The sequence below is a fragment of the Nocardioides sp. NPDC006303 genome (assembly GCF_040613175.1).
Taxonomy (GTDB): domain Bacteria; phylum Actinomycetota; class Actinomycetes; order Propionibacteriales; family Nocardioidaceae; genus Nocardioides.
In genome coordinates, this window is sequence record NZ_JBEXRR010000021.1 from 15,746 (window position 1) to 39,825 (window position 24,080).

At 68.5% G+C, this 24,080-nt stretch carries 22 protein-coding genes; 19 read left to right on the forward strand and 3 right to left on the reverse strand.

Annotated features, from left to right (window positions below):
• Positions 1-31 precede the first annotated feature (31 nt).
• From serS to ABZY89_RS16940, 5 genes are read left to right on the forward strand one after another with little or no spacing between them, the layout of a single operon-like run.
• A complete protein-coding gene (gene serS / locus ABZY89_RS16920; protein ID WP_355229009.1) occupies positions 32-1,303 on the forward strand; it encodes a serine--tRNA ligase in 1,272 nt (423 codons plus the stop codon).
• A complete protein-coding gene (locus ABZY89_RS16925; protein ID WP_355229011.1) occupies positions 1,300-2,157 on the forward strand; it encodes an HAD family hydrolase in 858 nt (285 codons plus the stop codon). Before serS ends, ABZY89_RS16925 begins: the two co-directional genes overlap by 4 nt.
• Before the next feature lie 28 nt (positions 2,158-2,185).
• A complete protein-coding gene (locus ABZY89_RS16930) occupies positions 2,186-2,698 on the forward strand; it encodes a GNAT family N-acetyltransferase (RefSeq protein WP_355229012.1) in 513 nt (170 codons plus the stop codon).
• Positions 2,695-3,495 (forward strand): HAD family hydrolase, encoded by an 801-nt coding sequence (locus tag ABZY89_RS16935; protein WP_355229014.1) that lies wholly within the window; start codon positions 2,695-2,697, stop codon positions 3,493-3,495. The genes ABZY89_RS16930 and ABZY89_RS16935 overlap by 4 nt, the downstream gene beginning before the upstream one ends.
• Positions 3,492-4,106 carry a hypothetical protein gene (locus ABZY89_RS16940; protein ID WP_355229016.1) on the forward strand — a complete coding sequence of 205 codons (615 nt, stop codon included), beginning with the start codon at positions 3,492-3,494 and terminating at the stop codon, positions 4,104-4,106. Before ABZY89_RS16935 ends, ABZY89_RS16940 begins: the two co-directional genes overlap by 4 nt.
• Here the strand turns inward: ABZY89_RS16940 and ABZY89_RS16945 are convergent.
• A complete protein-coding gene (locus ABZY89_RS16945; protein WP_355229018.1) occupies positions 4,069-4,956 on the reverse strand; it encodes a sterol desaturase family protein in 888 nt (295 codons plus the stop codon). The two genes, ABZY89_RS16940 and ABZY89_RS16945, sit on opposite strands and share 38 nt — an antisense overlap.
• Before the next feature lie 72 nt (positions 4,957-5,028).
• On the opposite strand from ABZY89_RS16945, the gene ABZY89_RS16950 reads away from it, so the two are divergent.
• On the forward strand, positions 5,029-5,703 hold the full coding sequence (locus tag ABZY89_RS16950; RefSeq protein WP_355229020.1) for a TetR/AcrR family transcriptional regulator: 675 nt from the start codon (positions 5,029-5,031) through the stop codon (positions 5,701-5,703).
• On the forward strand, positions 5,700-6,968 hold the full coding sequence (locus ABZY89_RS16955; RefSeq protein ID WP_355229021.1) for an alpha-hydroxy-acid oxidizing protein: 1,269 nt from the start codon (positions 5,700-5,702) through the stop codon (positions 6,966-6,968). Before ABZY89_RS16950 ends, ABZY89_RS16955 begins: the two co-directional genes overlap by 4 nt.
• Before the next feature lie 51 nt (positions 6,969-7,019).
• Here the strand turns inward: ABZY89_RS16955 and ABZY89_RS16960 are convergent, their stop codons facing one another.
• Positions 7,020-9,218 carry a hypothetical protein gene (locus tag ABZY89_RS16960; protein WP_355229023.1) on the reverse strand — a complete coding sequence of 733 codons (2,199 nt, stop codon included), beginning with the start codon at positions 9,216-9,218 and terminating at the stop codon, positions 7,020-7,022.
• 246 nt (positions 9,219-9,464) lie between these two features.
• Here ABZY89_RS16960 and ABZY89_RS16965 point away from each other — a divergent pair, with 246 nt between their 5' ends.
• From ABZY89_RS16965 to ABZY89_RS16985, 5 genes are all read left to right on the forward strand, one after another.
• Positions 9,465-10,403, forward strand: coding sequence for a carbohydrate kinase family protein (locus ABZY89_RS16965; RefSeq protein WP_355229025.1), 939 nt, complete (start codon positions 9,465-9,467; stop codon positions 10,401-10,403).
• Positions 10,400-11,305, forward strand: a complete 906-nt coding sequence (locus ABZY89_RS16970; RefSeq protein WP_355229027.1) for a pseudouridine-5'-phosphate glycosidase — start codon at positions 10,400-10,402, stop codon at positions 11,303-11,305. Before ABZY89_RS16965 ends, ABZY89_RS16970 begins: the two co-directional genes overlap by 4 nt.
• A gap of 107 nt (positions 11,306-11,412) precedes the next feature.
• Complete coding sequence (locus tag ABZY89_RS16975; RefSeq protein ID WP_355229029.1) at positions 11,413-12,771, forward strand: metallophosphoesterase family protein; 1,359 nt, start codon at positions 11,413-11,415, stop codon at positions 12,769-12,771.
• A gap of 56 nt (positions 12,772-12,827) precedes the next feature.
• Positions 12,828-13,895, forward strand: a complete 1,068-nt coding sequence (locus ABZY89_RS16980; RefSeq protein ID WP_355229031.1) for a glycosyltransferase family 2 protein — start codon at positions 12,828-12,830, stop codon at positions 13,893-13,895.
• Positions 13,896-14,074: 179 nt separating this feature from the next.
• A complete protein-coding gene (locus tag ABZY89_RS16985; protein ID WP_355229033.1) occupies positions 14,075-14,956 on the forward strand; it encodes an alpha/beta hydrolase in 882 nt (293 codons plus the stop codon).
• Here the strand turns inward: ABZY89_RS16985 and ABZY89_RS16990 are convergent.
• On the reverse strand, positions 14,885-16,192 hold the full coding sequence (locus ABZY89_RS16990) for an MFS transporter (RefSeq protein ID WP_355229035.1): 1,308 nt from the start codon (positions 16,190-16,192) through the stop codon (positions 14,885-14,887). The genes ABZY89_RS16985 and ABZY89_RS16990 overlap by 72 nt on opposite strands.
• Positions 16,193-16,342: 150 nt before the next feature.
• On the opposite strand from ABZY89_RS16990, the gene ABZY89_RS16995 reads away from it, so the two are divergent.
• The 7 genes from ABZY89_RS16995 (at position 16,343) to ABZY89_RS17025 (ending at position 24,035) form a co-directional block, all read left to right on the forward strand.
• Positions 16,343-16,717, forward strand: coding sequence for a YciI family protein (locus ABZY89_RS16995; RefSeq protein WP_355229037.1), 375 nt, complete (start codon positions 16,343-16,345; stop codon positions 16,715-16,717).
• 7 nt (positions 16,718-16,724) lie between these two features.
• Positions 16,725-17,963, forward strand: a complete 1,239-nt coding sequence (locus tag ABZY89_RS17000; protein ID WP_355229039.1) for an RNA polymerase sigma factor — start codon at positions 16,725-16,727, stop codon at positions 17,961-17,963.
• 99 nt (positions 17,964-18,062) lie between these two features.
• Positions 18,063-18,428 carry a YciI family protein gene (locus ABZY89_RS17005; protein ID WP_355021804.1) on the forward strand — a complete coding sequence of 122 codons (366 nt, stop codon included), beginning with the start codon at positions 18,063-18,065 and terminating at the stop codon, positions 18,426-18,428.
• A 72-nt stretch (positions 18,429-18,500) separates the two neighbouring features.
• A complete protein-coding gene (locus tag ABZY89_RS17010; protein ID WP_355229041.1) occupies positions 18,501-20,432 on the forward strand; it encodes a M3 family metallopeptidase in 1,932 nt (643 codons plus the stop codon).
• Between the two features lie 201 nt (positions 20,433-20,633).
• Positions 20,634-21,899: a mechanosensitive ion channel gene (locus ABZY89_RS17015; RefSeq protein ID WP_355229042.1), complete on the forward strand. Its 1,266-nt coding sequence runs from the start codon at positions 20,634-20,636 to the stop codon at positions 21,897-21,899.
• A 154-nt stretch (positions 21,900-22,053) separates the two neighbouring features.
• Positions 22,054-22,890: a PadR family transcriptional regulator gene (locus ABZY89_RS17020; RefSeq protein WP_355229044.1), complete on the forward strand. Its 837-nt coding sequence runs from the start codon at positions 22,054-22,056 to the stop codon at positions 22,888-22,890.
• A gap of 209 nt (positions 22,891-23,099) precedes the next feature.
• Positions 23,100-24,035 (forward strand): type IV toxin-antitoxin system AbiEi family antitoxin domain-containing protein, encoded by a 936-nt coding sequence (locus ABZY89_RS17025; RefSeq protein ID WP_355229046.1) that lies wholly within the window; start codon positions 23,100-23,102, stop codon positions 24,033-24,035.
• The last annotated feature ends 45 nt before the right edge of the window (positions 24,036-24,080 follow it).

Below are 24,080 nucleotides of genomic sequence, written 5' to 3' on the forward strand. Positions count from 1 at the left end.
ATCTGGTGGTCCGGTCGACTAGCCTTGCCGCATGATCGACCCGCGCATCCTCCGCGAAGACCCCGACCGCGTACGTGCCTCGCAGGAGCGCCGCGGCGCGTCCTCCGACGTGGTGGACCGGGCGCTGTCCGCGGACAGCGCCCGGCGCGCGGCGATCGCGGACTTCGAGGCCAAGCGGGCCGAGCAGAAGCAGATGGGCAAGAAGGTCGCCCAGGCCAAGGGCGAGGAGAAGCAGCAGCTGCTCGCCGAGGTCAAGGACCTCGCGGCCGCCGTCAAGCAGGCTGAGGCGGCGCAGGGCGTTGCCGAGGAGGAGTGGAAGAAGGCTCTCAAGGCCATCCCCAACCTCGCCGACGACGCCCCGGCCGGCGGTGAGGACGACTTCGTCCTGATCGAGAAGGTCGGCAAGCCGCGTGACTTCGAGGCCGAGGGCTTCGAGCCGCGTGACCACGTCGAGCTCGGCAAGCTGCTCGGCGCGATCGACCTCGAGCGAGGCGCCAAGGTCTCGGGCAGCCGCTTCTACTTCCTGACCGGGGTCGGCGCGGAGCTCGAGTTCGCGCTGATCAACCTGGCGATGGAGCAGGCCCGCGAGGCCGGCTTCACCCAGGTCATCGCGCCCGCGCTGGTGCGCCCGGAGGCGATGGAAGGCACCGGCTTCCTCGACCAGGTCGACGACGGTGTCTACAAGATCGAGGACGACGACCTCTACCTCGTCGGCACCTCGGAGGTGCCGATGGCGGCCTACCACTCCGACGAGATCCTCGACCCCGACACCCTCCCGCGGCGCTACGCCGCCTTCTCGTCGTGCTTCCGCAAGGAGGCCGGCTCGGCGGGCAAGGACACCAAGGGCATCATCCGGGTCCACCAGTTCGAGAAGGTGGAGATGTTCGTCTACACCACCGTCGAGGAGTCGTACGCCGAGCACCAGCGTCTCCTCGAGTGGGAGAAGGCCTTCCTGGACAAGCTCGAGCTCGCCTACCAGGTCATCGACGTGGCCGCGGGCGACCTCGGTCCGAGCGCGCTGCGGAAGTTCGACTGCGAGGCGTGGATCCCCACCCAGGGGAAGTACCGCGAGCTCACCTCGGCGTCCAACTGCACCACCTTCCAGGCACGCCGCCTCGACATCCGGGCGCGGACGGAGAACGGCACGACCCCCGTCGCCACCCTCAACGGCACGCTGACCGCGATCACCCGCGCCATCGTCGCCGTGCTGGAGACCCACCAGCAGGCCGACGGCTCGGTGCGGGTGCCGAAGGCGCTACAGAAATGGCTCGGCCGCGAGGTCCTGGAGCCGATCCAGAAGTGAGCACGACCGAGAGCACCACCGCCCGGCCCGGTGAGGCCGCCTGGCAGCCGAAGCTCGTCGCGCTCGACATCGACGGCACCCTGCTGCGCTGGATCGAGGGCACCGGCACGACCTCCGAAGCCCTCTCGGACAAGGTGCGCGACGCGGTCCGCCGGGCCTACGACTCCGGCGCCCACGTGGTGCTCTCCTCCGGTCGCTCGGCCCACTCGATGACCGGGATCGCCGACCTGCTCGGGCTCCCCGACGAGGGTGCGGAGCGGTTGTGGATCGTCGCCTCCAACGGGGCGGTGGTGCTCCGCTACCCGCCGGTCGACGTGGTGCACGAGGAGACCTTCGACGCCCGCGCGGCGGTGGAGAACATCCTGGAACGACGGCCGAACGTGCTGGTCGCGGTCGAGAACCGTGGCCTGGGCTACCGGTTCAACCGGCCGTTCCCCGAGGGCGAGCTCGACGGTGCTCATCTGATCGCTCCGATCGACGAGATGGTCGCCGAGCCGGTCTCCCGGGTGATCATCCGCGACCCCGACGCGACGCCGGAGGACTTCCTCGCCCTCGGCCGCGAGCTCGGTCTGCACGGCATCGACTACGTGGTCGGCTACACCGCCTGGCTCGACCTCACCCCGGTCGGCGTCTCCAAGGCATCGGGCCTCTCCTACGTCTGCGACCAGCTCGACCTCGAGCCGGCCGACGTACTCGCCATCGGTGACGGCCGCAACGACGTCGAGATGCTCGAGTGGGCCGGTCGCGGGGTTGCCATGGGCAACGCCCCCGACGTCGTCCAGGAGGTAGCCGATGCGGTGACGGCCCACGTCGCCGACGACGGCGCGGCGCTGGAACTCTCCCGCTGGTTCTGAGAGTGCTGTTCTGAGAGTGTTGGCGCTCGTGACTCTTCCCACCACCATCATCACGGAGCGGCTGACGCTGCCGTTGTGGACCCGCGCCGACGTCGAGGCCATCCGCGATCCCGACGGCGGGATCGGGCGTCCGCAGAGCTGGCACCCGCAGTTCCCGCGCGAGGACGACCGCGATGCGGCGACGATGTGGGTCGAGGGCGACCGGTGGAGCTCCCGCTACATCATGCGCAATGGGACCGTACTCGGCTCGATCGGCTTCTTCGGGCCGCCGGACGCCGCCCCTGACGGCACCCCGGAGACCGAGGTCGGCTATGGCCTGATCGAAGAGGCACGCGGGTGGGGTTTCGCGACCGAGGCGCTCAAGGGCCTGCTGGCGTGCGCCGACGAAGAGGGCGTACGCATCCGGGCCTCTGTCGAGCCCACCAACGCAGGCAGCCTCCGAGTGCTCGCCAAGTGCGGGTTCACCGAGCTGCGTGGCGCCGACGAGGACGGGCATCTGGTGATGGCCAGGCCGGTGCCCGGTGGCAGAATAGAAGAATGAGGACGCCGAAGCTCGTCGCCACCGACCTCGACGGCACCCTGGTCAGAGCGGACGGTTCGGTCTCGGACTTCACTCGTGGCGTGCTCGTGAAGCTCGAGGAGATCGGCGTGCCGGTCATCTTCGTGACCGGTCGGCCGCTGCGCTGGACCCGGGAGCTCTTCGAGCACATCGGCAGCGTCGGGCTGGCGATCGTCTCCAACGGAGCTCTGGTCTGGGACGTCGCCGCCGATCAGCCCCGGTTGACCCGGCTGATCGAGCCGGCCCTGACGGCCGAGGTGGCGGCGGCGCTGAAGGAGAGCGTGCCCGGTCTGGTCTTCGCGACTGAGTCGCTCGAGGGGTGGTCGTGCGAGCCCGCGTTCGTGACCCACACCTCCGATGCCCTCCGTCCCGCCAGGCGCGTCGCGTCGATCGAGGAGCTCGCCGACGAGCCGCTGATCAAGCTGCTCGCCCGCCGTGACGACCACGACGACGCCGACGAGCTGCTCGCCGCTGCGGCGGCCGTCGTCGGCGATCGCGTCAATGTCACCCACTCGTCGTTCCCGCTGCTCGAGATCAGCGCTCCCGGGGTCACCAAGGCGTCCACGCTGGAGCTTGTCTGCACCGAGCTCGGCATCTCCGCCTCGGACGTGATCGCCTTCGGCGACATGCCAAACGACCTGCCGATGCTGACCTGGGCCGGGACCTCGTACGCCATGGCGGACGCCCATCCGAGCGTGGTCGCGTGTGCGTCGCACCTGGCGCCCGGGCACGAAGATGACGGCGTCGCGCGGGTCCTGGCTGGAGTCTTCGGCCTGTGACTGGTTTGATCTTCGCCATGCGCCGCGTCCCCCAGTTCCTCGCTGCCCTCGCCTTTGCGGTGACAGCGGTGGTCATGACGAGCCCCGCACCCGCCTCGGCAGCCCCGGTCACGGCTCCAGCGAAGTGCCCGGCCTTCGAGCTCAGCGACGCGGTCAAGGAGCCGTTGGTCTTCCACGCGCGGGTGACCGGACCCGGCAAGGCCACCAAGAAGGGCGGCCCGGTGGTCTACCCGGTCACCGTCGTCAAGGCGCTCAAGGGCGTCACCGGCGGCAGCAGCCTCGACGTCGCGCTCAACCCCGGTGTGTGCCAGAAGAAGTCGCTGACCGCCAACGAGGACTACTACTTCTTCGTGCAGAAGAAGGGCGACACGATCCTCGCCGCCGGCAGCGCGCCGCGCGTGGAGGAGTACACCGACAAGCTCCAGGCCGAGATCGCCAAGGAGTTCCCCGACGTGATCGCGCCCGAGCCTCAGCAGGTGAGCTTCAGCGAGCCCGCGTCCCCCGAGGGCCAGAAGCTCGTCGAGGTCGCGGCCCCGGGCGTCGTGCTCGTCGTCTTCGGCCTCCTCGGCCTGATCATCGTGATGATTCTCGGGCGACGGAAGTCCGCGTGACTTCGGTCGGCGCCCACCCAGGCGGCCGGAAGACATAGCTCAGCTTGAGTCGCCAGCCGGCGGCGCTGCGTACGTCGGTCCAGAGCTCCCGGAAGGCGCCGTACTCCAGCCGGAGCAGGTTGTAGGTGTCGACCTTGTAGGTCAGGCCGTACGTCGGGCGCTGCCGTTCGGGCTGGAAGGTGCCGAAGAGGCGGTCCCAGACGATCAGGATGCCGGCGTAGTTCTTGTCCAGGTACTCCGGGTCGGAGCCGTGGTGGACGCGGTGGTGCGAAGGCGTGTTGAGCACGAGCTCCAGCGGCCGCCACAGCTTCCCGATCGTCTCGGTGTGCACGAAGAACTGGTAGATCAGGTTGATCGAGAAGGCGATGTAGATCGCCGCCGGTGAGATGCCGAGGAACGGCAGCGGCAGGAAGAAGAAGAACTCGAACCACGGGTTCCACTTCTGCCGCAGCGCGGTCGCGAACGTCATGTACTCGCTCGAGTGGTGTGCCTGGTGGGCCGCCCAGCCGACTCTGGTCCGGTGCACGAAGCGGTGGTTCCAGTAGTAGGCGAGGTCGACGACCACGACCGAGACCGCCAGACCCCACCACGTCTCCGGGATCTGCCACAGCGACGCGTAGGCGAAGATCGCCGCGTAGACCGCGAAGGTCAGCACCTTGAACACGGTCATCGACACGATCGAGCCGAGGCCCATCAGGATCGAGGTGCGCGCGTCCTTGAAGACGTAGCCGGCCAGGTTGTCGTCGTGGTCGAGCCATTTCAGCGCGGCCAGCTCGATGAGGATCGAGATCACGAAGAACGGGATCGCGTACGTCAAGGGGTTCTTCAACGGGTCGAGCATGTCGTTCATGGGGGACCTCCCGGGGATATGACCTTCGAGTAAGTTACCTCAAGGTCATATCCCGCCGCTAGACTCTTGGACATGTCACGGGCCAACGCTGGAACCAAGGGCGTCCCGCGCGCCGACCGCGAGCTGCAGATCCTGCGAGCCGCCTGCGAGGTCTTCGGCACCATGGGGTTCGCCAAGGCGTCGGTCGCCGGGATCGCCGCCGATGCCGGTATCTCGAAACCGCTCGTCTATCAGTACTTCGGCTCCAAGGAGGGCCTCTTCCTGGCCAGCTTCAACTACGGCGCCGAGACGCTCGCCGCTGAGATGGAGCGGGTCGCCGCCGACGACTCGGTCGGCGTCGAGCGGGGCCTGCACACGCTCGACGGTCTCTTCCGTACGCTCGAGCCGCAGCCGTGGTTGTGGCGGCTCCTCTTCGACCCGTCAGCGCCCGACGACGGCGAGGTGGCCGCCGCCCGCGCCGTCTACACCGACCGGATCACCCGTCTCGCCGTCGAGGGCGTCGGCGAGCTGATGAGGCTCGTGGGCGACGACGATCCCCTCGACGCCTCTGCGCTGACCGCCGTCTGGATGAGTGCGGTCGACGCGCTGATCACCTGGTGGCTCGACCATCCCGGCGTCACCCCAGCCCAGATGACCGAGCGGTGTCATCGGCTGATCATCGCGATCTCCGGCGCCGCGCTGCCCGCAGAACTCCCTGCCGAAGGTGGGGTCCGGCGGCAGGCGGAACGCAGTAGCCTACGCGCGTGAGCATCGGCAGAGACCTCCAGTCGGCCATCTTTCGCAAGGGCCTGTTCGGCCGCCGCCCCGTGGTGCCGACCGAGCCCTCGGCGCTCGCCGAGGCTGCCCAGCGGGCGATGAGCAAGGAGGCCTGGGCGTACGTCGACGGCGGAGCAGGACAGCAGCGCACCGTCGCCGCCAACACCGCCGCCTTCGACCACTTCCGGCTGGTGCCGCGCATGCTCACCAACGTCGAGAGCCGCGACCTGCGCACCACGCTGTTCGGTGTGGACATGCCGGCGCCGCTGATGCTCGGCCCGGTCGGCGTGCTCGAGCTCGCCCATCCCCGCGCCGAGCACGAGGTCGCCGCGGCGGCCCGCGCGACGGGCATCCCGATGGTGATCTCCACCCAGGCCTCCGTCCCGATGGAGGAGGTCGCAAAGGACTTGGGCGACACCCCACGGCTCTACCAGCTCTACTGGTCGAAGGACGAGACGATCGTCGAGTCCTTCGTACGCCGCGCCGAGGCCATCGGCTCCGACGCGCTGGTCGTCACGCTCGACACGCACATGCTCGGGTGGCGTACGCGTGATCTGGATCTGGGCTATCTGCCCTTCGCGCGAGGGCTGGGGATCGCGCAGTACACCTCCGACCCCGCCTTCCGCGCCCTCGTCGAGAAGCGCCTCTCCGGCGGCAGCGGGACGAGCGTGCGACCCGGACTCCGGGAGATCCCCTCGGCGCTCACCGCGGTCGCCTCGATGGCCCAGCACCATCCCGGCAAGCTCGTCGACAACCTTCGCTCCGGCCACGCCCGCGCCGCCGTCGAGACCTTCCTCGACGTCTTCTCCCGCTCCGACCTGATCTGGGACGACCTCGACCGGCTGCGGGAGATGACCGACCTGCCGATCGTGCTGAAGGGCCTCCAGGCGCCCGAGGACGCCCGCCGCGCGCTCGAGCACGGTGTCGACGGGATCATCGTCTCCAACCACGGCGGCCGCCAGGTCGACGGCGCCATCGCCTCCATCGACGCCCTGCCGAGCATCGTCGACGAGGTCGACGGCCGCATCCCGGTCCTCTTCGACTCGGGCATCCGCTCCGGCGCCGACATCCTCAAGGCGCTCGCCCTGGGTGCCGACGCCGTCCTCCTCGGCCGCCCCTACGTCTACGGCCTCGCCCTCGCCGGTGCCGCCGGCGTCCAGGCAGTCCTGGAGCACATGATCGCCGAGCTCGACCTCTCCCTCGGCCTCGTCGGCTGCCGCTCGGTCGAGGAGATCGGCCGCGAGCTCCTCGGCTGAGCCGGTGAGCGCTGGGAGCGCGCCGAGTCGCGCTCCCAGCTCACAGCCGGATCAGATCGTCTTCGCGTACGACGTGATCGTCTTGGACGTGTAGCCCGTCCGAGAGCCGACCACGGTGACGGTGACCTTCTTGCCGGTCCAGACCTTCCGGAGGACCAGCGATGCCGATGTTCCTCGCTTGACGACCGTCCTGTTGATCTTCCAGACGTACGTGACCGACGAGGGCGACGGTGACCAGGTCCCGCGCACAGCGCTCACGGTGTGGCCGTACTCGACGGTGCCCTTGATGTAGGGACGCGGCGCGATGAACGTTCCCGCCGCCACCGTCGTGGTCTTCGCGCTGGTCACGGTCTTCGTCGTGTAGCCCGACCTGGCCCCCACGACGCTCACCGTGATCTGCTTCCCCCTGGCCGACGCCGGGATGACCAGCTGGTTCGAGGAGCTCGACTTGATCGTGGTGGAGCCCGCCTTCCAGACGTACGTCACCGTGCTCGGCGTCGGTGACCACGTGCCGCGCGATGCGGTCAGGGTCTTGCCGACCTTGGCGGTGCCGCTGATCGTCGGCGTCGGTGCGACGAACTCCCCGACCACCTTGACGCTCTTCGTCGTGGACCACTTCGGTGCGCCCGGGAACGCCTGATAGGTGTAGGTGAGCGTGTGCGAACCGACGGAGAGCTTCTTCGCCGGGAGCGTCACCGACTCCGTGCGAGCGTCGAACGTCGCACTGCCGAGGACGGTCGAACCCTCGCTGACGGTGACCGCGCCGTAGGGCGTGATCGCGTCGGTGCTGAGCGCGATGCTGGAGGCGTAGTTGCTTCCGTAGCTGTATGACGACGCTCCGCTCACGGTGATCGCGGGCGGGGTTGCCACGGCGTTGTCGCTGCTCGCGACATCGAAGATGTACGTCGACGTCTGGCTCCAGTTGCCGGCCTTGTCGACCGCACACGCGACGACGCGCCCCTCGGTGAAGACGGCACGGGAGTCGGGCGTGAAGGGGAAGCCGGTCGTGCCGGTGGCGGGGGCCGACGACCCGGTGCCGCAGTACGCGCTCGTGCCACCCGAGAACCGGTACGTCTCTACGTCCGCGCCGCCCCCACTGATCCAGAAGTAGCCGGGGATCCCGGCTCCGCCTCTGGGCTCGCCCGTGACGTAGACCGCTTGGCCACCGACGACCGGCGTGATGGTCGGGGGCTCCGGATCGGTGCGATCGACCCCGAAGGTGCAGTGAACCGGCTCGCCCGCCTTGCCGTAGCCGTCCCGTGAAGTGACCCAGAGGTCGTAGAGGGCGCCGTCCGTGAGCAGGTCGGGCGGGATCGTGACGGCGATCCGGGCATCGGCGTACTTCTCGGTGGCCGTGAGTTCGAAGATCGGCGTTGCGTCAGGTGACTGGCCGGCCGGGAAGACCTCGAAGGTCGCGGTCACCTTCGCGCCTCCGCCGTGGAACGGGGTGTCCGGATCGGCGACGTACGCGCTCGCATAGACGTCGCTGTTCAGCCACTGCGGCGTCGACGTGCACGGCTCGGTGCCCGGGTATGACGTGCCGACTTGCAGGCTCGTCGCGTCGGCGGGAGCCCGGTTGAAGACGATCTGCAAGCCTGCGCTCTTGACCCGGTTCCAGCCGCAGGACATGCAGGTCTCGTCGGCTGCCTTGATGCCGACGGCCAATGAGCCGTCTCCGGAGGCAGCCTGCTTGGCGAGGTCGGTGGCGTCGAACGAGAAGTACCCGTTCCATGCGCGCGCACCTTCGCATCCGCTCGGCGCGTAGGTCTCCACGGTCGCCGGCTCCTGGGACCAGTCGGCGCCGGCATAGAGCTCCAGTGCACCTTGGCGGCAGTCGACCTCGTCGACCCAGGCGAGGTCGGCGCTCATCTGAAACCTCGCCGAGACGATGTCGTCTGCGGAGAGCTCGGCCAGGACGTTCTGATCATCGAAGGTCCAGATCATGCGCTGACTGGACGGTGACTCGTCGCAGGCCTCGATGATCACCTCGCCGTAGCTCTCCGCGGGGTCGACCTCGGCCGGGTCGCAGAACCCGAGCCAGGTCCGGTCGTCGATCGGGTCGAACGCCGACGGTCCGGAGAGCGAGTTCTGGACGGTGCCGCTGGTGGCGTACACGAGTTCCGGGACGATCGGCATCGGATCGTCGGAGGCCATTTCGGCAACGGCCGCAGTCGGGGCGAACGCGACGGTCGCGATCAACGTGCCGGCCAAAGCTGAGATCAGCGCGATCGTGCGCCGACGTGGAGACATGTGGTGCTGCCTTCGAGACGGGTCAGCGCTGCGGAGGCGCTGCCGAGGTGGGAGATTGCCGGGCGACCTGAGCACATACCCCATGAGGCGTATTCGCGCCGGACCGGCGGAATCTAGCATCAGCGGCGCAGCGCTGTCCGGCAGTCTGCGACAAGAGCCGGGTGAGAGCAGGGACACGCCTCGGCCGTGCCAAGTTCATACTTTATGAGGGGGCGCGATCTGTGCACCCCACTTACGATTCAAGTGATGAACCCGCAATCTCCGCCAGACATCGTCGTAATCGGCGGCTCCAACATGGATCTCCACGCTCGTGCACACGAGCAGGTGGTGATGGGTTCGAGCATGTCCGGATCCGCCGGCCTCTCGCCCGGCGGAGTGGGCCGCAACGTCGCGGAGAACCTCGCCCGGCTGGGTGACTCGGTGGCGCTGGTCTCGGTCGTCGGCGACGACCCGATCGGCGACGAGGTGATCAGCTACACCGAGGACGTCGGCGTCGACTGCACCTACGTCCGACGCCGGGCAGACGTACGCACCGGCACCTACAACGCCGTGCTCGACTCCTCCGGCGAGCTGGTGGTCGCGGTGGCCGACATGGCCGCGACCGACGAGTTCTCCCCGCTGGTCGTGGAGGCGGCCCGCGACCTGATCAAGAACGCTCGCGGCGTGCTCGTCGAAGGCAACATCCCGGTCCGCACCGCCGACGTGGCGATCGACCTGGCCCGCGAGTTCGACGTGCCCGTCGTGTTCGACCCGGTCTCGGTGCCGAAGGCGAGGCGGGCGCGTGACCTGATCCGGGCCGATCGCGAGCTCTACCTGGTCACGCCCAACCAGGCCGAGCTGGCCGCGCTGACCGATCTGCCCGCCGGCACCGACGCGGAGATCGAGAAGGCCATCCACTCGCTGCACGACCGCGGTGTCGGCGTCGTCTGGGTGCGCCTCGGCGCCCGCGGCTCCGTGATCAGCTACAACGACATCTACCAAGAGCTTCCCGCCGTGCCGACCGACGTCGTCGACGTCACCGGCGCCGGCGACGCGATGCTCGCCGCGTTCACCCACGAGCTCCTCCGAGACGTCGACCTGGTCGCGGCGGCCCGGTTCGGGCACGCCGCGGCAGCGCTGACCTGCGGCACCCACGACACCGTCCGGATGGACCTCAGCGAGAGCCTCGTCCGGGAGCTGGCGTGAAGGTCCGGCTCACCGAAGAGGTCGGGGTCGCGCTCGCCGAGGGCCGCCCGGTCGTCGCGCTGGAGTCGACGATCATCAGCCACGGCATGCCCTATCCCGACAACGTCAAGATGGCCACCGAGGTCGAGCAGATCGTGCGCGACAACGGCGCCGTCCCGGCCACGATCGCGCTGCTCGACGGCATCCCTCGTGCCGGACTGTCGCCCGACGACCTCGAGCTCCTCGCCTCCGACCCCGACGTGACCAAGGTCAGCGTCCGCGACCTCCCCTACGTCGTCGCCCGCGGCCTCCACGGCGCGACCACCGTCGCGGCCACCATGCGCCTGGCGGCGATGGTCGGGATCAGGACGTTCGTGACCGGCGGGCTGGGTGGCGTACACCGGGGCGCAGCGACGTCCTTCGACATCTCCGCCGACCTGACCGAGCTCGCCCGCACCCAGGTCGCGGTGGTGAGCGCCGGCGTGAAGTCGATCCTCGACATCGGCCTGACCCTGGAGACCCTGGAGACCTACGGGGTGCCGGTCCTGGTCAACGGGAGCGACGAGTTCCCGGCCTTCTACTCCCGCAGCTCCGGGTTCGCGGCGCCGTTGCGCATCGACGGCCCCGGCGAGGCCGCCGCGGTCATGAAGGCGACCTGGGAGCTCGGCCTCCCCAGCGGCCTGGTCGTCGCCAACCCGGTCCCGGCCGCCGACGAGATCCCCGCCGACGTGATCGGGAAACACATCGACCAGGCTCTCGCAGATGCCGAGGCCCGCGACATCCACGGCAAGGACATCACCCCGTTCCTGCTCGCCAGGATCGTCGAGCTGACCGGCGGCGACTCGCTGGCGACCAACATCGCGCTGGTGCGCGACAACGCAGCCTTCGGTGCGCAAATGGCCGCATCGTACGTCGCCGCATGACGAACGATCACCCCTCGTTCACCCCGGCGACACCGCACGTGGCCTAACGTCTCGTCTACCTATGCGTTGATCCTCCCGTGACCGATAGCCCCCACATTGGCCCGACGATGACGGCCCCTTCCAGGCGCACCATCCTCAAGGCCGGCCTGATCGGTGGTGCCGGTGTCGTCGCCGGCCCGATGCTGTGGACGCAGGCGGCCAGGTCTGCCGCACCGGCCACCGGCGTACATCTTTCGTACGGCGCCAACCCGGTCAAGCAGATGAACGTCTCCTGGTCGACCGCCGGGTCGGTGCAGGCACCGCGGCTCGATCTGGGCGTGACACCCGACTACGGCCTGACCCTGCGACCGGAGTCGCTCTCCTCGATCCGGGTCGACAGTGTCTACCACCACGTCGACCTCAGCGACCTGCGACCGGGCACGCGCTACTACTACCGGCTCAGCCACGACGGGGGCACCGCGACCAGGGGCTCGTTCACCACCGCCCCGAAGGCCACCGGGTCCTTCCGCTTCGCCGCCTTCGGCGACATGGGCGTGGCCGAGGACGCGGCGCGCAACGTGAACCTGATCCGTCAGCAGCGCGCCGAGTTCGCGTTCGTCGTCGGTGACATCGCGTACGCCGACACCGGCGGTCAGGGCAAGAGCGGGGAGCTGCAGCAGGACTTCGGCGTCTGGGACGAGTTCCTGACCCAGATCCAGCCCAGCGCCGACGCGATCCCGTGGATGACCGTCGTCGGCAATCACGAGATGGAGAACGGCAACGGCGAGCTCGGCTACGACGGCCACCGCGCCCGCTTCCGTCACCCAGGCAACGGCGCCGGCGGCGGACAGGAGACCTACTCCTTCGTCCGCGGCAACGTCGCCTTCATCGCCCTCGACGGCAACGACGCGACGTACGAGTACACCCGGAACGCGGGCTACCTCGGCGAGACGCTGGACAGCTGGCTCGAGGAGCGGCTGTCCGCCTTCCGGGCCCGTCAAGACATCGACTTCATCCTCGTCGGCTTCCACCAGTGCGCCTACTGCACCAACATCGCGCACGCCTCGGACGGCGGCATCCGCGACCGTTGGGAGGCGCTCTTCGACCGCTACCAGGTCGACGTCGTGATCAATGGCCACAACCACTGCTACGAGCGCACCCACCTGATGCGCGACGGCAAGCCGGTCCAGGAGGCGCCGCGCGGCGCCACGGTCAGCACCAACGAGGGGACGATCTACATCACCGCCGGCGGCGGTGGCGGCTCGACCTATCCCGATGTGCTGCCGGTGCTGTCCTACTACACGGACAAGAACGGCCTGAAGATCCCCGAGCCGACGACCTACCGCGCGGTCGGCGACGCGACCCACTCGGTCGCGTTCTTCGATGCGCACCCGCGTGACGCCCACGGGCAGGCGAGGCTGGACCTCGAAGTCATCGCCACCGACGGCTCCGAGGTCGACACGCTCACCATCGCTAGGACGCGCTGATGCGCACCCAATTAGAGTTGATGCGCGTGGGGGGAATCAGAAGGAGGAAGCCGAGGTTGCTCAGCGTCGTCGTGCCTGTCTACAACGTGGCCGACTACGTCGCCGACAGCCTCGACAGCATCCTTCATCAGCCGTTGCGTGAGTTCTGTGCCATCGAGGTGATCGTCGTCGACGACGGCTCCACCGACGGGTCGGCCGAGATCGTCAAGGGCATCGCCGCGAAGGACCCTCGGGTCACGCTGATCTCCCAGCCCAACTCCGGTGTCTCCATCGCCCGCCACACCGGGATCGAGGCCACCACCGGTGACCTGCTCACCTTCGTCGACCCCGACGACATCCTGCCCCGGGATGCCTGGAGCTCGATGGTGAAGACGCTGCGGCGTACGGGCTCCGACTTCGTCGCCGGCTCGGCCGAGCGCGTCACCCTCGTGAACGGCGAGGAGCGGAGGTACGTCACCCCGCTGATGCGTCGCAACCACACCCGGACACGCCTCAGGTGCCGGATCGAGGACGCCCCGCTGATGCTCGCGGACGTGTTCGTGTGGAACAAGATCTTCCGGCGGTCCTTCTGGACCGACAACGAGATCACCTTCCCCGAGCGCACCCGCTATCAGGACCAGGTGGCCCTGACCCAGGCCTTCCTGGCCGCCAGGAGCTTCGACATCCTCTCCGACGTCGTCTACGACTGGCGGGTCCGCTCCGACTTCTCCTCCGCGACCCAGAAGCGCGCCCAGATCGCCAACCTTCTCGAGCGGATCACGACCAAGCGCCAGACCGTCGAGCTCGTGGCCGGCTCGGGCTCGGCGAAGCTGATGAGTACGCTGCGCACCGAGATCCTCCCGATCGACATGTGGGAGCACTTCCGCGCGGCCGTCAACCCCACCACCGAGGACCCCGACCGCTACTGGTCGCTGCTGCGCGGCGCCGTCCTCGAGTTCTGGTACGACGCCGGCGTCCCCTTCGAGGAGACCACCGTCCCGCGTGGCCAGCGCCTGATGGCCTGGCTGGTCTCGCAGGACCGCCGCGACGACCTCGCCGCCCTGATCGAGACGATCGACGAGCGCGGCCCGGCCAAGGGGATCGAGGCGTTCGCCGCGGCGGAGGACCTGCCGGTCGGGCTCTGAGCGTCCCCGTCGGCCTCCACCAGAAGCCCTGGGGCGTATAACACGGCCCTAGTGGCTCAGGGACCTAAGACCTGCGATATACCCAGATGCGTAGGGAATTGGGCGATTCCCGTTGCACGCCTGTTCCCCGGGGGGCAAGGTGTGGGCACCCCACGTCATTGCTTCGAGGAGCCCACTGAATGCCCAGCGTCGAGCTGTCGGCCGGTCCGATCGATTTCGAGGATACCGGCGGTGACGGCCCTGTCCTCGTACTCCTCCATGGAGTGCCGATGGACGGCCGTCTGTGGCGCCGTGCGCTGCCCTACCTCGGTGGCTTCCGGGTGATCCGGCCGACGCTGCCGCTGGGCGGTCACCGGCAGCCCATGCGGCCCGACGCGGACCTCAGCCAGCAGGGTGTGGCGAACATCCTCGGCGACTTCCTCGACGCGCTCGACCTCCACGACGTCACCCTGGTCCTCAACGACTGGGGCGGTGGCCAGTTCCTCATCAACGCCGACCGCACCGACCGCATCGCGCGGCTGGCGCTGGTGGCGTGCGAGGCCTTCGACAACTACCCGCCCAAGGCGGCCAAGCCGCTCGCGGTGCTCTCGAAGATGCCGCCGCTGTTCACCGCCGCGCTGCAGCTGTTCCGCATGGAGAGCTTCCGGCAGATGAGCTCCGGCTACGGCGGGATGTCGGTCGACAAGAGCTACCACCTCTACGACGACCTGGTTCACGGCTGGTTCGCGGCGGCGCTGACCGACCGGGCGATCCGCCGTGACTTCATCAAGTTCGCCGCCGGTGCTCCTGGTCGCGACGAGCTGCTCGAGCTCGCCGAGGGTCAGCAGAAGTTCACCAAGCCGGTGCTCGTCGTCTGGGCCGACCAGGACACGATGATGCCCGCCGAGCACGGTCCGCGCCTGGCCGCGCACTATCCCGACGCGCGGCTGGAGATCGTCAAGGACTCCTCCACGCTGGTGCCGATCGACCAGCCCGAGCTGCTCGCCGGGCTACTTCGAGAGTTCGTGCTCGGTGGTCCCGGTCCGGTTGACCCGGTACGCGAGGAAGCTCGGGACGAGTAGCGCACACAGCGCGATCCCGAGGAGGTTGAGCAGGCCGCCTCCGGTGGTCGCGATCGCGGTGCCGACCACGGCCGCCGCGCCTCCGTGCAGGACGTCGGCCACCCTCGGGCCACCCGCGACGACGACCGTGAAGACCCCCTGCAGCCGACCGCGTACGTTGTCGTCGGCCGCCGACTGCAGGATCGACATCCGGATGGCCGCGGAGGCCACGTCGGCGGCGCCGGCGACCATCATGAAGAACACGCCAAGGCCCAGCATCAACGTCGTGAAGTGGTCCGCGAACGCGACCGTGAGCCCGAACAGGGTGATGCCGAGGGCCCACACGCCGATGCAGTAGATGACCACCCGCCCCTGGGCCTCGATCCGCGAGACCCAGCCGGAGAAGATCCCGCCGATCACCGCGCCGGCCGGGATGGCCGCGAAGAGCAGTGCGAACGCGATCCCGCCCTCAGAGGGGCCGCCGAAGGACTCGTGCGCGATCTGCGGGAACAGCGCCCGCGGCATCGCGAAGACCATCGCGATCAGGTCGACCACGAAGCTCATCAGCAGCACCGGCTGATGGCGCAGGTAGGCGAAGCCGTCCCACACCGAGCGCAGTCCGGGAACCTTCGAGCCGGCGCCCTCGACGGGGATCTTCGGCAGCAGCACGACCGCGTAGAGGGTCGCGAAGAGCGTGACGGTGTCGATGGCGTACAGCCAGGTGAACCCGGTGAACGGCAGCATCACGCCGGCGACCAGCGGTCCCGCGATGGCGCCCGCCTGGAAGACCGTCATCTGCAGCGAGTTGGCGGCCGGGAGGAGATGCGCGGGCAGGATCTTGGGCAGCAGCGAGTTCCGGGTCGGCGAGTTGACCGCGAAGAAGGCCTGCTGGACCGAGAAGAGGCACAGCAGCAGCCAGACGTTGGTGTTGCCGAGCGCGGACTGGAGCCAGAAGAGCGCACTGGTGCCGATCAGCCCCGTCGTCGAGACCATCAGGATCGTACGCCGGTCGAAGTGGTCCGCGAGCGCGCCACCGTAGAGGCCGAAGACGATCAGCGGGACGAGTCCGAAGACACCCGTCAGCCCGACGTACGCCGAGGAGCCGGTGTCCGCATAGATCTGGGCCGGCACCGCGACGACGGTCATCTGCGCGCCGATCATCGTGATGATCCCGGCGATCCACAGTCGCCGGAAGTGCGGCTCCTGGAGAGGGCGGGTGTCCGCGACGGCACCCCTGAGCTTGGAGCTGATGCTCATCGTTGCGCGGTCTTCGACATGGTTCGCAATGCTAAGCGAATGAATTTACCTGGAGAAATTCCGCTGTGAGGTGTCGGATCGGGGTGTAGACGTTCGTAGCAAGGGTGAGAGGCGGCCACCGAGGCCGTCCGACACAAAGGAGTGAGCACCATGGCCAAGTACCTGATGTCTGTCTGGGGTCCCGACTCGGACTACGAGAAGGACAACTACGGCTACGCCTCGGAGGAAGAGATGATGAAGTCGTTCGAGGCGACCGGGAAGTTCAACGACAAGCTCCAGCAGGAGGGCTACTTCGTCTTCGCCGACGGCCTCGATGCCGCCAAGACGGCGACCGTCGTCGACGGTCAGGGCGAGAAGCCGGTCATCACCGACGGCCCCTACGCAGAGGCCAAGGAGTACATGGCGGGCTTCTGGATCATCGACGTCCCCGACCTCGATGTCGCCCTCAAGCTTGCCGCCGAGGCGTCCGCGGCCTGCCTCGGCAAGGTCGAGGTACGCCCGATGCAGACCGGCCCCGAGGCGTGAACCGCTGTTGACGGATATCGACGAGGCGATCACCCGAGCCCACCAAGGGGAATGGGCCCGGGTGGTCGCCAGCCTCGCCAAGCGCTTCGGCGACCTCGACATCGCCGAGGAGGCCGCGGCCGAGGCGTTCACGGTCGCAGTCGAGCGCTGGCCGCTCGATGGCGTACCTCCCAACCCGGGCGCCTGGCTCACCACCACCGCCAACCGCCGCGCGATCGACCGGATCCGCCGCGAGTCCAAACGTGACGACAAGCAGAAGGAGGCCGTTGCGATGCACGATGACACCCCGCACGAGCCTCTCGGCGCCATCGAGGACGACCGGCTCCGACTGCTGTTCACCTGCTGCCACCCCGCGCTCGCGCCCGAGGCGCGGATCGCGCTGACGCTGCGTATGGTCGGCGGCCTGACCGTGCCCGAGATCGCGAACGCCTTCCTGGTCCAGGAGACCACGATGGGCCAGCGGATCACCCGCGCGAAGACCAAGATCAAGGCCGCCCACATCCCCTACCGGGTCCCCGAGGCGGCCGACCTCCCCGAGCGCGTCACGGGCGTCCTGGCCGTCCTCTTCCTGGTCTTCAACGAGGGCTACCTCTCCTCCGGCGACCACGAGAATCCCGTACGCGGCGACCTGACCCTCGAGGCCATCCGGCTGACCCGGCTGGTCCGCGCCCTGCTCCCCGACGACGGCGAGGTCGTCGGCCTGCTGGCCCTGATGCTGCTGATCGAGGCGCGGCGTACGGCACGGATCTCGGCGACCGGCGAGCTGGTCCGGCTCGACGAGCAGGACCGCGGCTCGTGGGATCTCGCGCTGATCGCCGAGGGCCACGCGCTGGTGCGCGAGCGGCTCGAGGTCGTCGCCAACGGCGGCTCGCGGCCAGGGCGCTACCAGATCCTGGCCGCCATCAACGCCGTCCACACCTCGGTGCGCGACGCCCGCGACACCGACTGGTCCCAGATCGTCGCGCTCTACGACCAGATGATCCGGGTCGACAGCTCGCCCATCGTCCGGCTCAACAGGGCGATCGCCGTCGCCGAGCTGGACGGCCCCGAGGTCGCGCTGGCCGAGATCGACCGGCTCGGCCTGGACGACTACCACGCCTTCCACGCCACCCGAGCCGATCTGCTGCGCCGACTCGGCCGCAGCGGCGAGTCCCGCGCGGCGTACGACAAGGCCATCGAGCTCGCCGAGAACGCCGCCGAGGTCGCGCTGCTGACCAGGCGCCGGGACCAGCTCGGACGTATCTGACGGAATTTTGTCCGGGGCTGTCGGATCGGGGCGGAGGCGTTCGTAGAAGAGATGAACGGCGGCCGCCGGGCCGCAGACGACACAGGAGAGAAGAGCGAAATGCCGGAATACATCATCGCGTTCAATGACGAGTGGGTGGACGAGCACACCATGGAGCAGCTGGTTCACAAGCGAGACACCTCGATGGCTGTGACGAAGGAGATGAAGGACGCGGGGGTCTTCGTCTACGGCAACGGCGGGATCGACGCCTCGACTGCTCTTTGCAGCGTCGAGCTCGGCGACGACGGGGAGCCCGTGTTCACCGACGGTCCTTACGTCGAGACCAAGGAGCACCTCGGGGGATTCTTCGTCGTCGACGTTCCCGACGACGAGACCGCGCGCTACTGGGCGGGCCGGATGGCGGTCGCGCTCGACTGGCCGCAGGAGATCCACCGCTTCCCGGGACCGCCGCGCCTCGAGGCGTGAGTCGCAGACCTGATCCAACGCTTCGCTGAATCTCGGCGGCGGAGCGTTTCAGGTCGTGGCAGGCTTGCCCGCATGACCACGCCGCCACCGCTTGCCCTGCCCGAGACTGACGCCGCGGAGACCTGGGTCAAGGAGCGTACGTCCACGACGCTGACCCATGTGCGGGAGCTGGCCGAGAAGCTGCGGACCGCGCCGCCGAGCGAGGCGATCGAGGTGCTGAAGGCCTGGGACGAGCTGTCCCTGGACCTCGGTTCGCTCGGCGGCCTGACCGGTCTGCTCGCCAATGTCCACCCCGTCGAGACGGTCCGTACGGCATGCGAGGACACCGAGGTCGAGGTCGACCGGCTGCGCACCGAGCTAACCCAGGACCAGGTGCTCTACCGCGTCTTCGCGGACCTCCCGTCAGACCAGACGGATGCGCTCGACCCGCTGGCCAAGCGGTTCCTGGAGAAGACACTGCAGGACTTCACCCGCGCGGGCGTCGACCGCGACGACGCCACCCGGGCCCGGCTGACCGAGATCAACGAACGGCTCACCGAGCTCAACCTCGAGTTCTCCCGGGTGGCCCGGGACGACGTACGCATCACCCTGGCCACGCCCGAACAGCTGGACGGGATGCCAGCCGACTGGCTGGAGGCGCACCCGGTCAACGACAAGGGGCTCGTCGAGATCACCACCGACTACCCCGACGCTCTTCCCGCCCGGATGTTCGTGAAGGATCCGGCGATCCGTCGCGCCGTCACCGTCGCCGGTCTCGAGCGCGGCTGGCCGCACAACGAAGCGGTCCTGAAGGAGATGTTCGCGCTGCGTCACGAGCTGGCCAACCTGGTCGGCTACGAGGACTGGCCCGCCTTCGACGCCGCGGTGAAGATGATCGGCGAGGGGCCGGCGATCCCGGAGTTCATCGACAAGATCGCCGGTGCCGCCGAGGGGCGGATGAAGCGCGACCTCGAGGTGCTCCTCGACCGCTACGCCCGCGACGTCCCTGGGGCGAGCGCGGTCTCCGCCGCCGACGCGCTCTACTACGAGGAGCTGGTGCGGCAGGAGAAGTACGACGTCGACAGCCAGGTGGTGCGTACGTTCTTCGACTTCGCGAAGGTGCACCAGGGCCTGCTGGACGTCACCGGGCGACTCTTCGGTCTGCGCTACGAGCCGGTCTCCGACGTCGTCACCTGGCACGAGGACGTGAGCGTCTTCGACGTCTATCAGCAGGACGGCGACGAGCCCCTCGGCCGGATCTTCCTCGATCTGCACCCCCGCGAGGGCAAGTACAAGCACGCCGCGCAGTTCGACCTCGCCCCCGGCGTGAAGGGCCGGCAGCTCCCCGAGGGCGTGCTGGTCTGCAACTTCTCCCGCGGTCTGATGGAGCACGACCACGTGGTGACCCTCTTCCACGAGTTCGGCCACCTGATCCACCACGTGCTCGGCGGGCAGGGCGAGTGGGCGCGGTTCTCCGGGGTCGCGACGGAGTGGGACTTCGTCGAGGCGCCGAGCCAGATGCTCGAGGAGTGGGCCTGGGACGCCGACGTACTCCAGACCTTCGCCACCAACGCGGCCGGCGAGCCGATCCCCGCCGACCTGGTCGCGCGGATGCGTGCCGCAGACGACTTCGGCAAGGGCTACCACGCCCGGCAGCAGATGTTCTACGCCGCGATCTCCTACTGGTTCCACAAGGAGCAGCCCGACGACCTGACCAAGCGGCTCGAGGAGCTCCAGGCCGCGTACTCTCCCTACCCCTATCTCGAGGGCACCCACTTCTTCGCCAACTTCGGCCACCTGGGCGGCTACTCCTCGGCCTACTACACCTACATGTGGTCGCTGGTCATCGCGAAGGACCTGTTCAGCGCCTTCGACCGGGACAACCTGTTCGACCCCGAGGTGGCGGGCCGCTACCGCGATCTGGTGCTCGCCCGCGGTGGCGAGAAGGACGCCGCCGACCTGGTCGCCGACTTCCTCGGCCGGCCCTACTCCTTCGATGCGTACGCGGCCTGGTTGGTCTCTTAGGGCACGTTTCACGGCAGTGGTTACAGCAGGCGCCGGATTGTAAATCATTTCCCGATTTGCGTCCGCTGGAGCGCCAAACTTGCTTCACGGCCCCAACTGGACGAACGTCTCTAAGAGCAGGGGTGCCTGTTGCGCGCATCACTCGGGCTGCTCGTCGATCTCAGGCACCTCCTCCGAAAACCCTATTGAGGGGAGAGACAAATGGATGCCGTGAAGGACATCGACTGGGTGGGTCTCGGTGGCAAAGTGGCCGCCGCGATCGTCATCCTCCTGGTCACCTGGATCATCGCGAAGATCGTCGCTTGGGCGTTCGCGAAGCTGACCTCGAAGATCCCGCTGCTCCAGAAGGCTGGAAGCGACGGGGACAGCATCGGCAAGAGCCTCGGTTCCGTGGCCGCGCTATTGGTGTGGCTCTTCGGTCTGATCGCGCTGCTCGACCTGTTCGAGCTCAGCCCTGTGCTGGACCCGATCAAGAGTCTGCTCGACGGCGTGCTGGGCTTCCTGCCCAACGTGATCGGAGCGGTCTTCGTCTTCATCATCGGTGCGCTCGTCGCCAAGGTCGTCCGCCAGCTCGTCGAGACCGCACTCGGTGCGGTCCCGTTCGACAAGTGGATCGGCAGTGGCAGCAAGCTCTCCGGCCAGGTTGACAAGACGGTGGGCGTGGACGCCACCGCAGACCCGTACGACGCGTCGGCTCCGCCCTCGAATACGGCCGCGCAGATCATCAAGGTCATCGGTCTCGTGCTCTACGCGATCATCATGATCGTGGTGGCCATCGCCGCTCTGCAGATTCTCGGGATCAGCTCGATCTCGCGGCCTGCCGAGCTCATGCTCGCCATGATCCTGGCCGCGATCCCGAAGATCATCGCCGCCGCGATCCTGCTCGGCATCGGCGTGGTCATCGCCCGCTTCGCCGCCGACATCCTCGGTCAGCTCATCGACGGGCTCGGCTTCGACCGGGCCCTCCACTCGATGGACGTGCTGCCGCAGGGTCAGAGCGCGACCCCGATCGTCACCAAGGTGATCCAGATCGGCATCGTGCTCTTCTTCGCCGTGATGGCGGCGCAGATGCTGGAGTTCCCGCAGATCACCAGGTTCATCGCCGAGGTGCTCGAGCTCGGTGGCCGGGTCGTCTTCGGTGGCGCGATCATCGCCGCCGGTGTCCTGATCGCCTCGGTGCTCGCGAAGATCGTCCCGGGATCGGTGTCGCAGATCCTGAAGTACGCCACGATCGTGCTCTTCGTCGCGATCGGGCTGAGCTTCATGGGGCTTGCCGACTCGATCATCAACCTCGGCTTCGGTGCCGTGGTCGTCGGTGGTGCCGCTGCTGCGGCGCTCGCCTTCGGTCTCGGCGGTCGCGACGCTGCCGCCCGGCAGCTGGAGCGGCTCCAGGCCGAGAGTGGCGCGCGTTCGGCTGCTACGCCGACCGTTCAGAACCCGACGCCGCCGCAGACGCCCGGCGTCTGATCGCACTCACGACCCTCAGGGTCTGACTCAGGGAGCCCCCGGATCTTCGGGGGCTCCCTTGCTTTTGACTTGAATCGCTCTGATCTCCGGCGTACGATCACGATATATCGCGAAGGAACGCGATCTAGTCTTCCGAAAGTTAGAGAGAAACCTGATGACTTACAACAACAGCAACCCTTGGGGTGAGTGGATCGACCAGATGGGTCGAGAGTTCGGCAAGGGCGGCCCGCGCCGCTCCCATGGCTGGCAGGGCGGTCCCGGTTGGGGCGGACCTGGTGGTCCCGGTTGGCAGGGCGGCCACCACGGTCGCGGTCGTGGACCCGCTGGTCCGCCGCCGTGGATCGCGGCACTGCTCGGCTTCGAGAACCAGCCCCCGCAGCGGCCCGGTCCCCGGGTCCGTCGTGGTGACGTACGCTCCGCCATCATCTACGTGATGGCCGAAGCGGCCGAGCAGGGCCAGGTGATCAACGGCTACCAGGTGATCCAGCAGATCTCCGAGCGCAGCTCGGGTGAGTGGCGGCCGAGTCCCGGCTCGGTCTACCCGACCATCCAGCAGCTCGAGGACGAGGGTCTCGTGGAGTCCGACGACGAGCACGGCCGCCGGGCGATCCGACTGACCGAGGCCGGCAAGACCTACGCCACCGAGCACGCCGACGAGCTGGCAGCCGTCTGGACCCCGTTCGACAAGGCCGTGGACAACGCCCGCGGTCAGGGTCGCGGTGGCCGTGGTGGTCCCAGTGGTCTGGGTGACCTGGCCGGCTTCGGAGTCCTCGGCGGCGAGCTCGCCCAGGTCCTCCCGGCCGTGTGGCAGCTCGCCACCTCCGGCACCGACGCCCAGCGCCAGGCCGCCGCCGATGTCCTCGCCGACACCCGGCGCAAGCTCTACGGCATCCTGGCGGCCGGCGACGACGAGCACACCGTCACCGCCGAGCAGGTCGACGAGGTCGAGGAGGCGGAGGACGGCGAGCCCGGCCCCGACCCGAAGCCCTGATGTCCCCCTCCTGGGGAGACTTCCCCAACCTAAAGCAGGTTCCCCACGCTCCGGAGCGTGGGGAACCTGCTCATTTGTGGGGGACTCTCCCCGTCCGTGGGGAAGATCGACGGGCCGCTTGTCATCCACAGGCCGTGCTCGGGGCCGGGTTCTCCACAGGTCTTTGATTCGCGCTTCTACGGAGCCGCCTGCCCGCGGATGCTGTCGCCATGAGGTCACTGCGCCAGATCACCAGGAAGGCCGGGTTCTTCACGCGCGCCGAAGCCTTGGCCGCCGGCTGCACCATCAACGACATCCGTACGGCGGTGCGCCTCGGCGAATGGCACCGCCTACGCAAGGGCGCCTACGTCTTCGCCGACGAGTGGGCGCCGCTCGAGCCCACCACCCGACACTGGCTCCGTACGCGAGCGGCTGTCCATTCGCTCGGGGCCGATGTTGCGGTCAGCCATGCGAGCGGGGTGGTCGCGCACGCCATCGACGACTGGCGGCTGGACCTGACCCGGATCCACGTGACCCGACTCGACGGCCGTTCGGGACGGATCATCGGCGATGTCGTGCAGCACGAACGGGGCAAGGGCGACCTCGAGCTCCGTACCGTCGCCGGCATCCGGGTGCTCGAGCCGCAGCGGTGCGTGCTCGAGGCGGCCGTTCACCTCGACCCGGAGGCAGCCTTCTGTCTCTTGGAGTCCGGGCTGCGCTTGAGACAGTTCGATCGCACCGACCTGGAGACCGCCTACGCCGCACTGCACGCTCGGCATCGGATGGGCCGGCTCCAATCCCTGGTCGCCCTGGCCGGATCGCAGTCGGGATCGGTCGCCGAGTCACGCGCATCGTGGCTCTTCGACCAGGCCGGCCTTCCGCGGCCGGAGCAGCAGTGGGAGGTGCGCCGTCCGGACGGCAGCCTCGTCGGCGCGGTCGACTGGGTCTGGCACGAGTGGCGGCTGATCGTCGAGTTCGACGGCAAGGTGAAATACTCCGGCAAGTTCGGCCAGACCGGCACCGACGCCCTCTTCGCCGAGAAGAAGCGTGAGGACGAGATCCGTGAGCTCACCGGCTATCGCATCCTCCGCCTGACCTGGGAAGACCTCGACAACCCCGAGGGGACGGTCGCGCGCATCCGCGCGATGGTCCGTACCGCAGGCTGAGGCCCACTCGCGCGAAGACTTCCCCACTCCTGCGGAGGTTCCCCA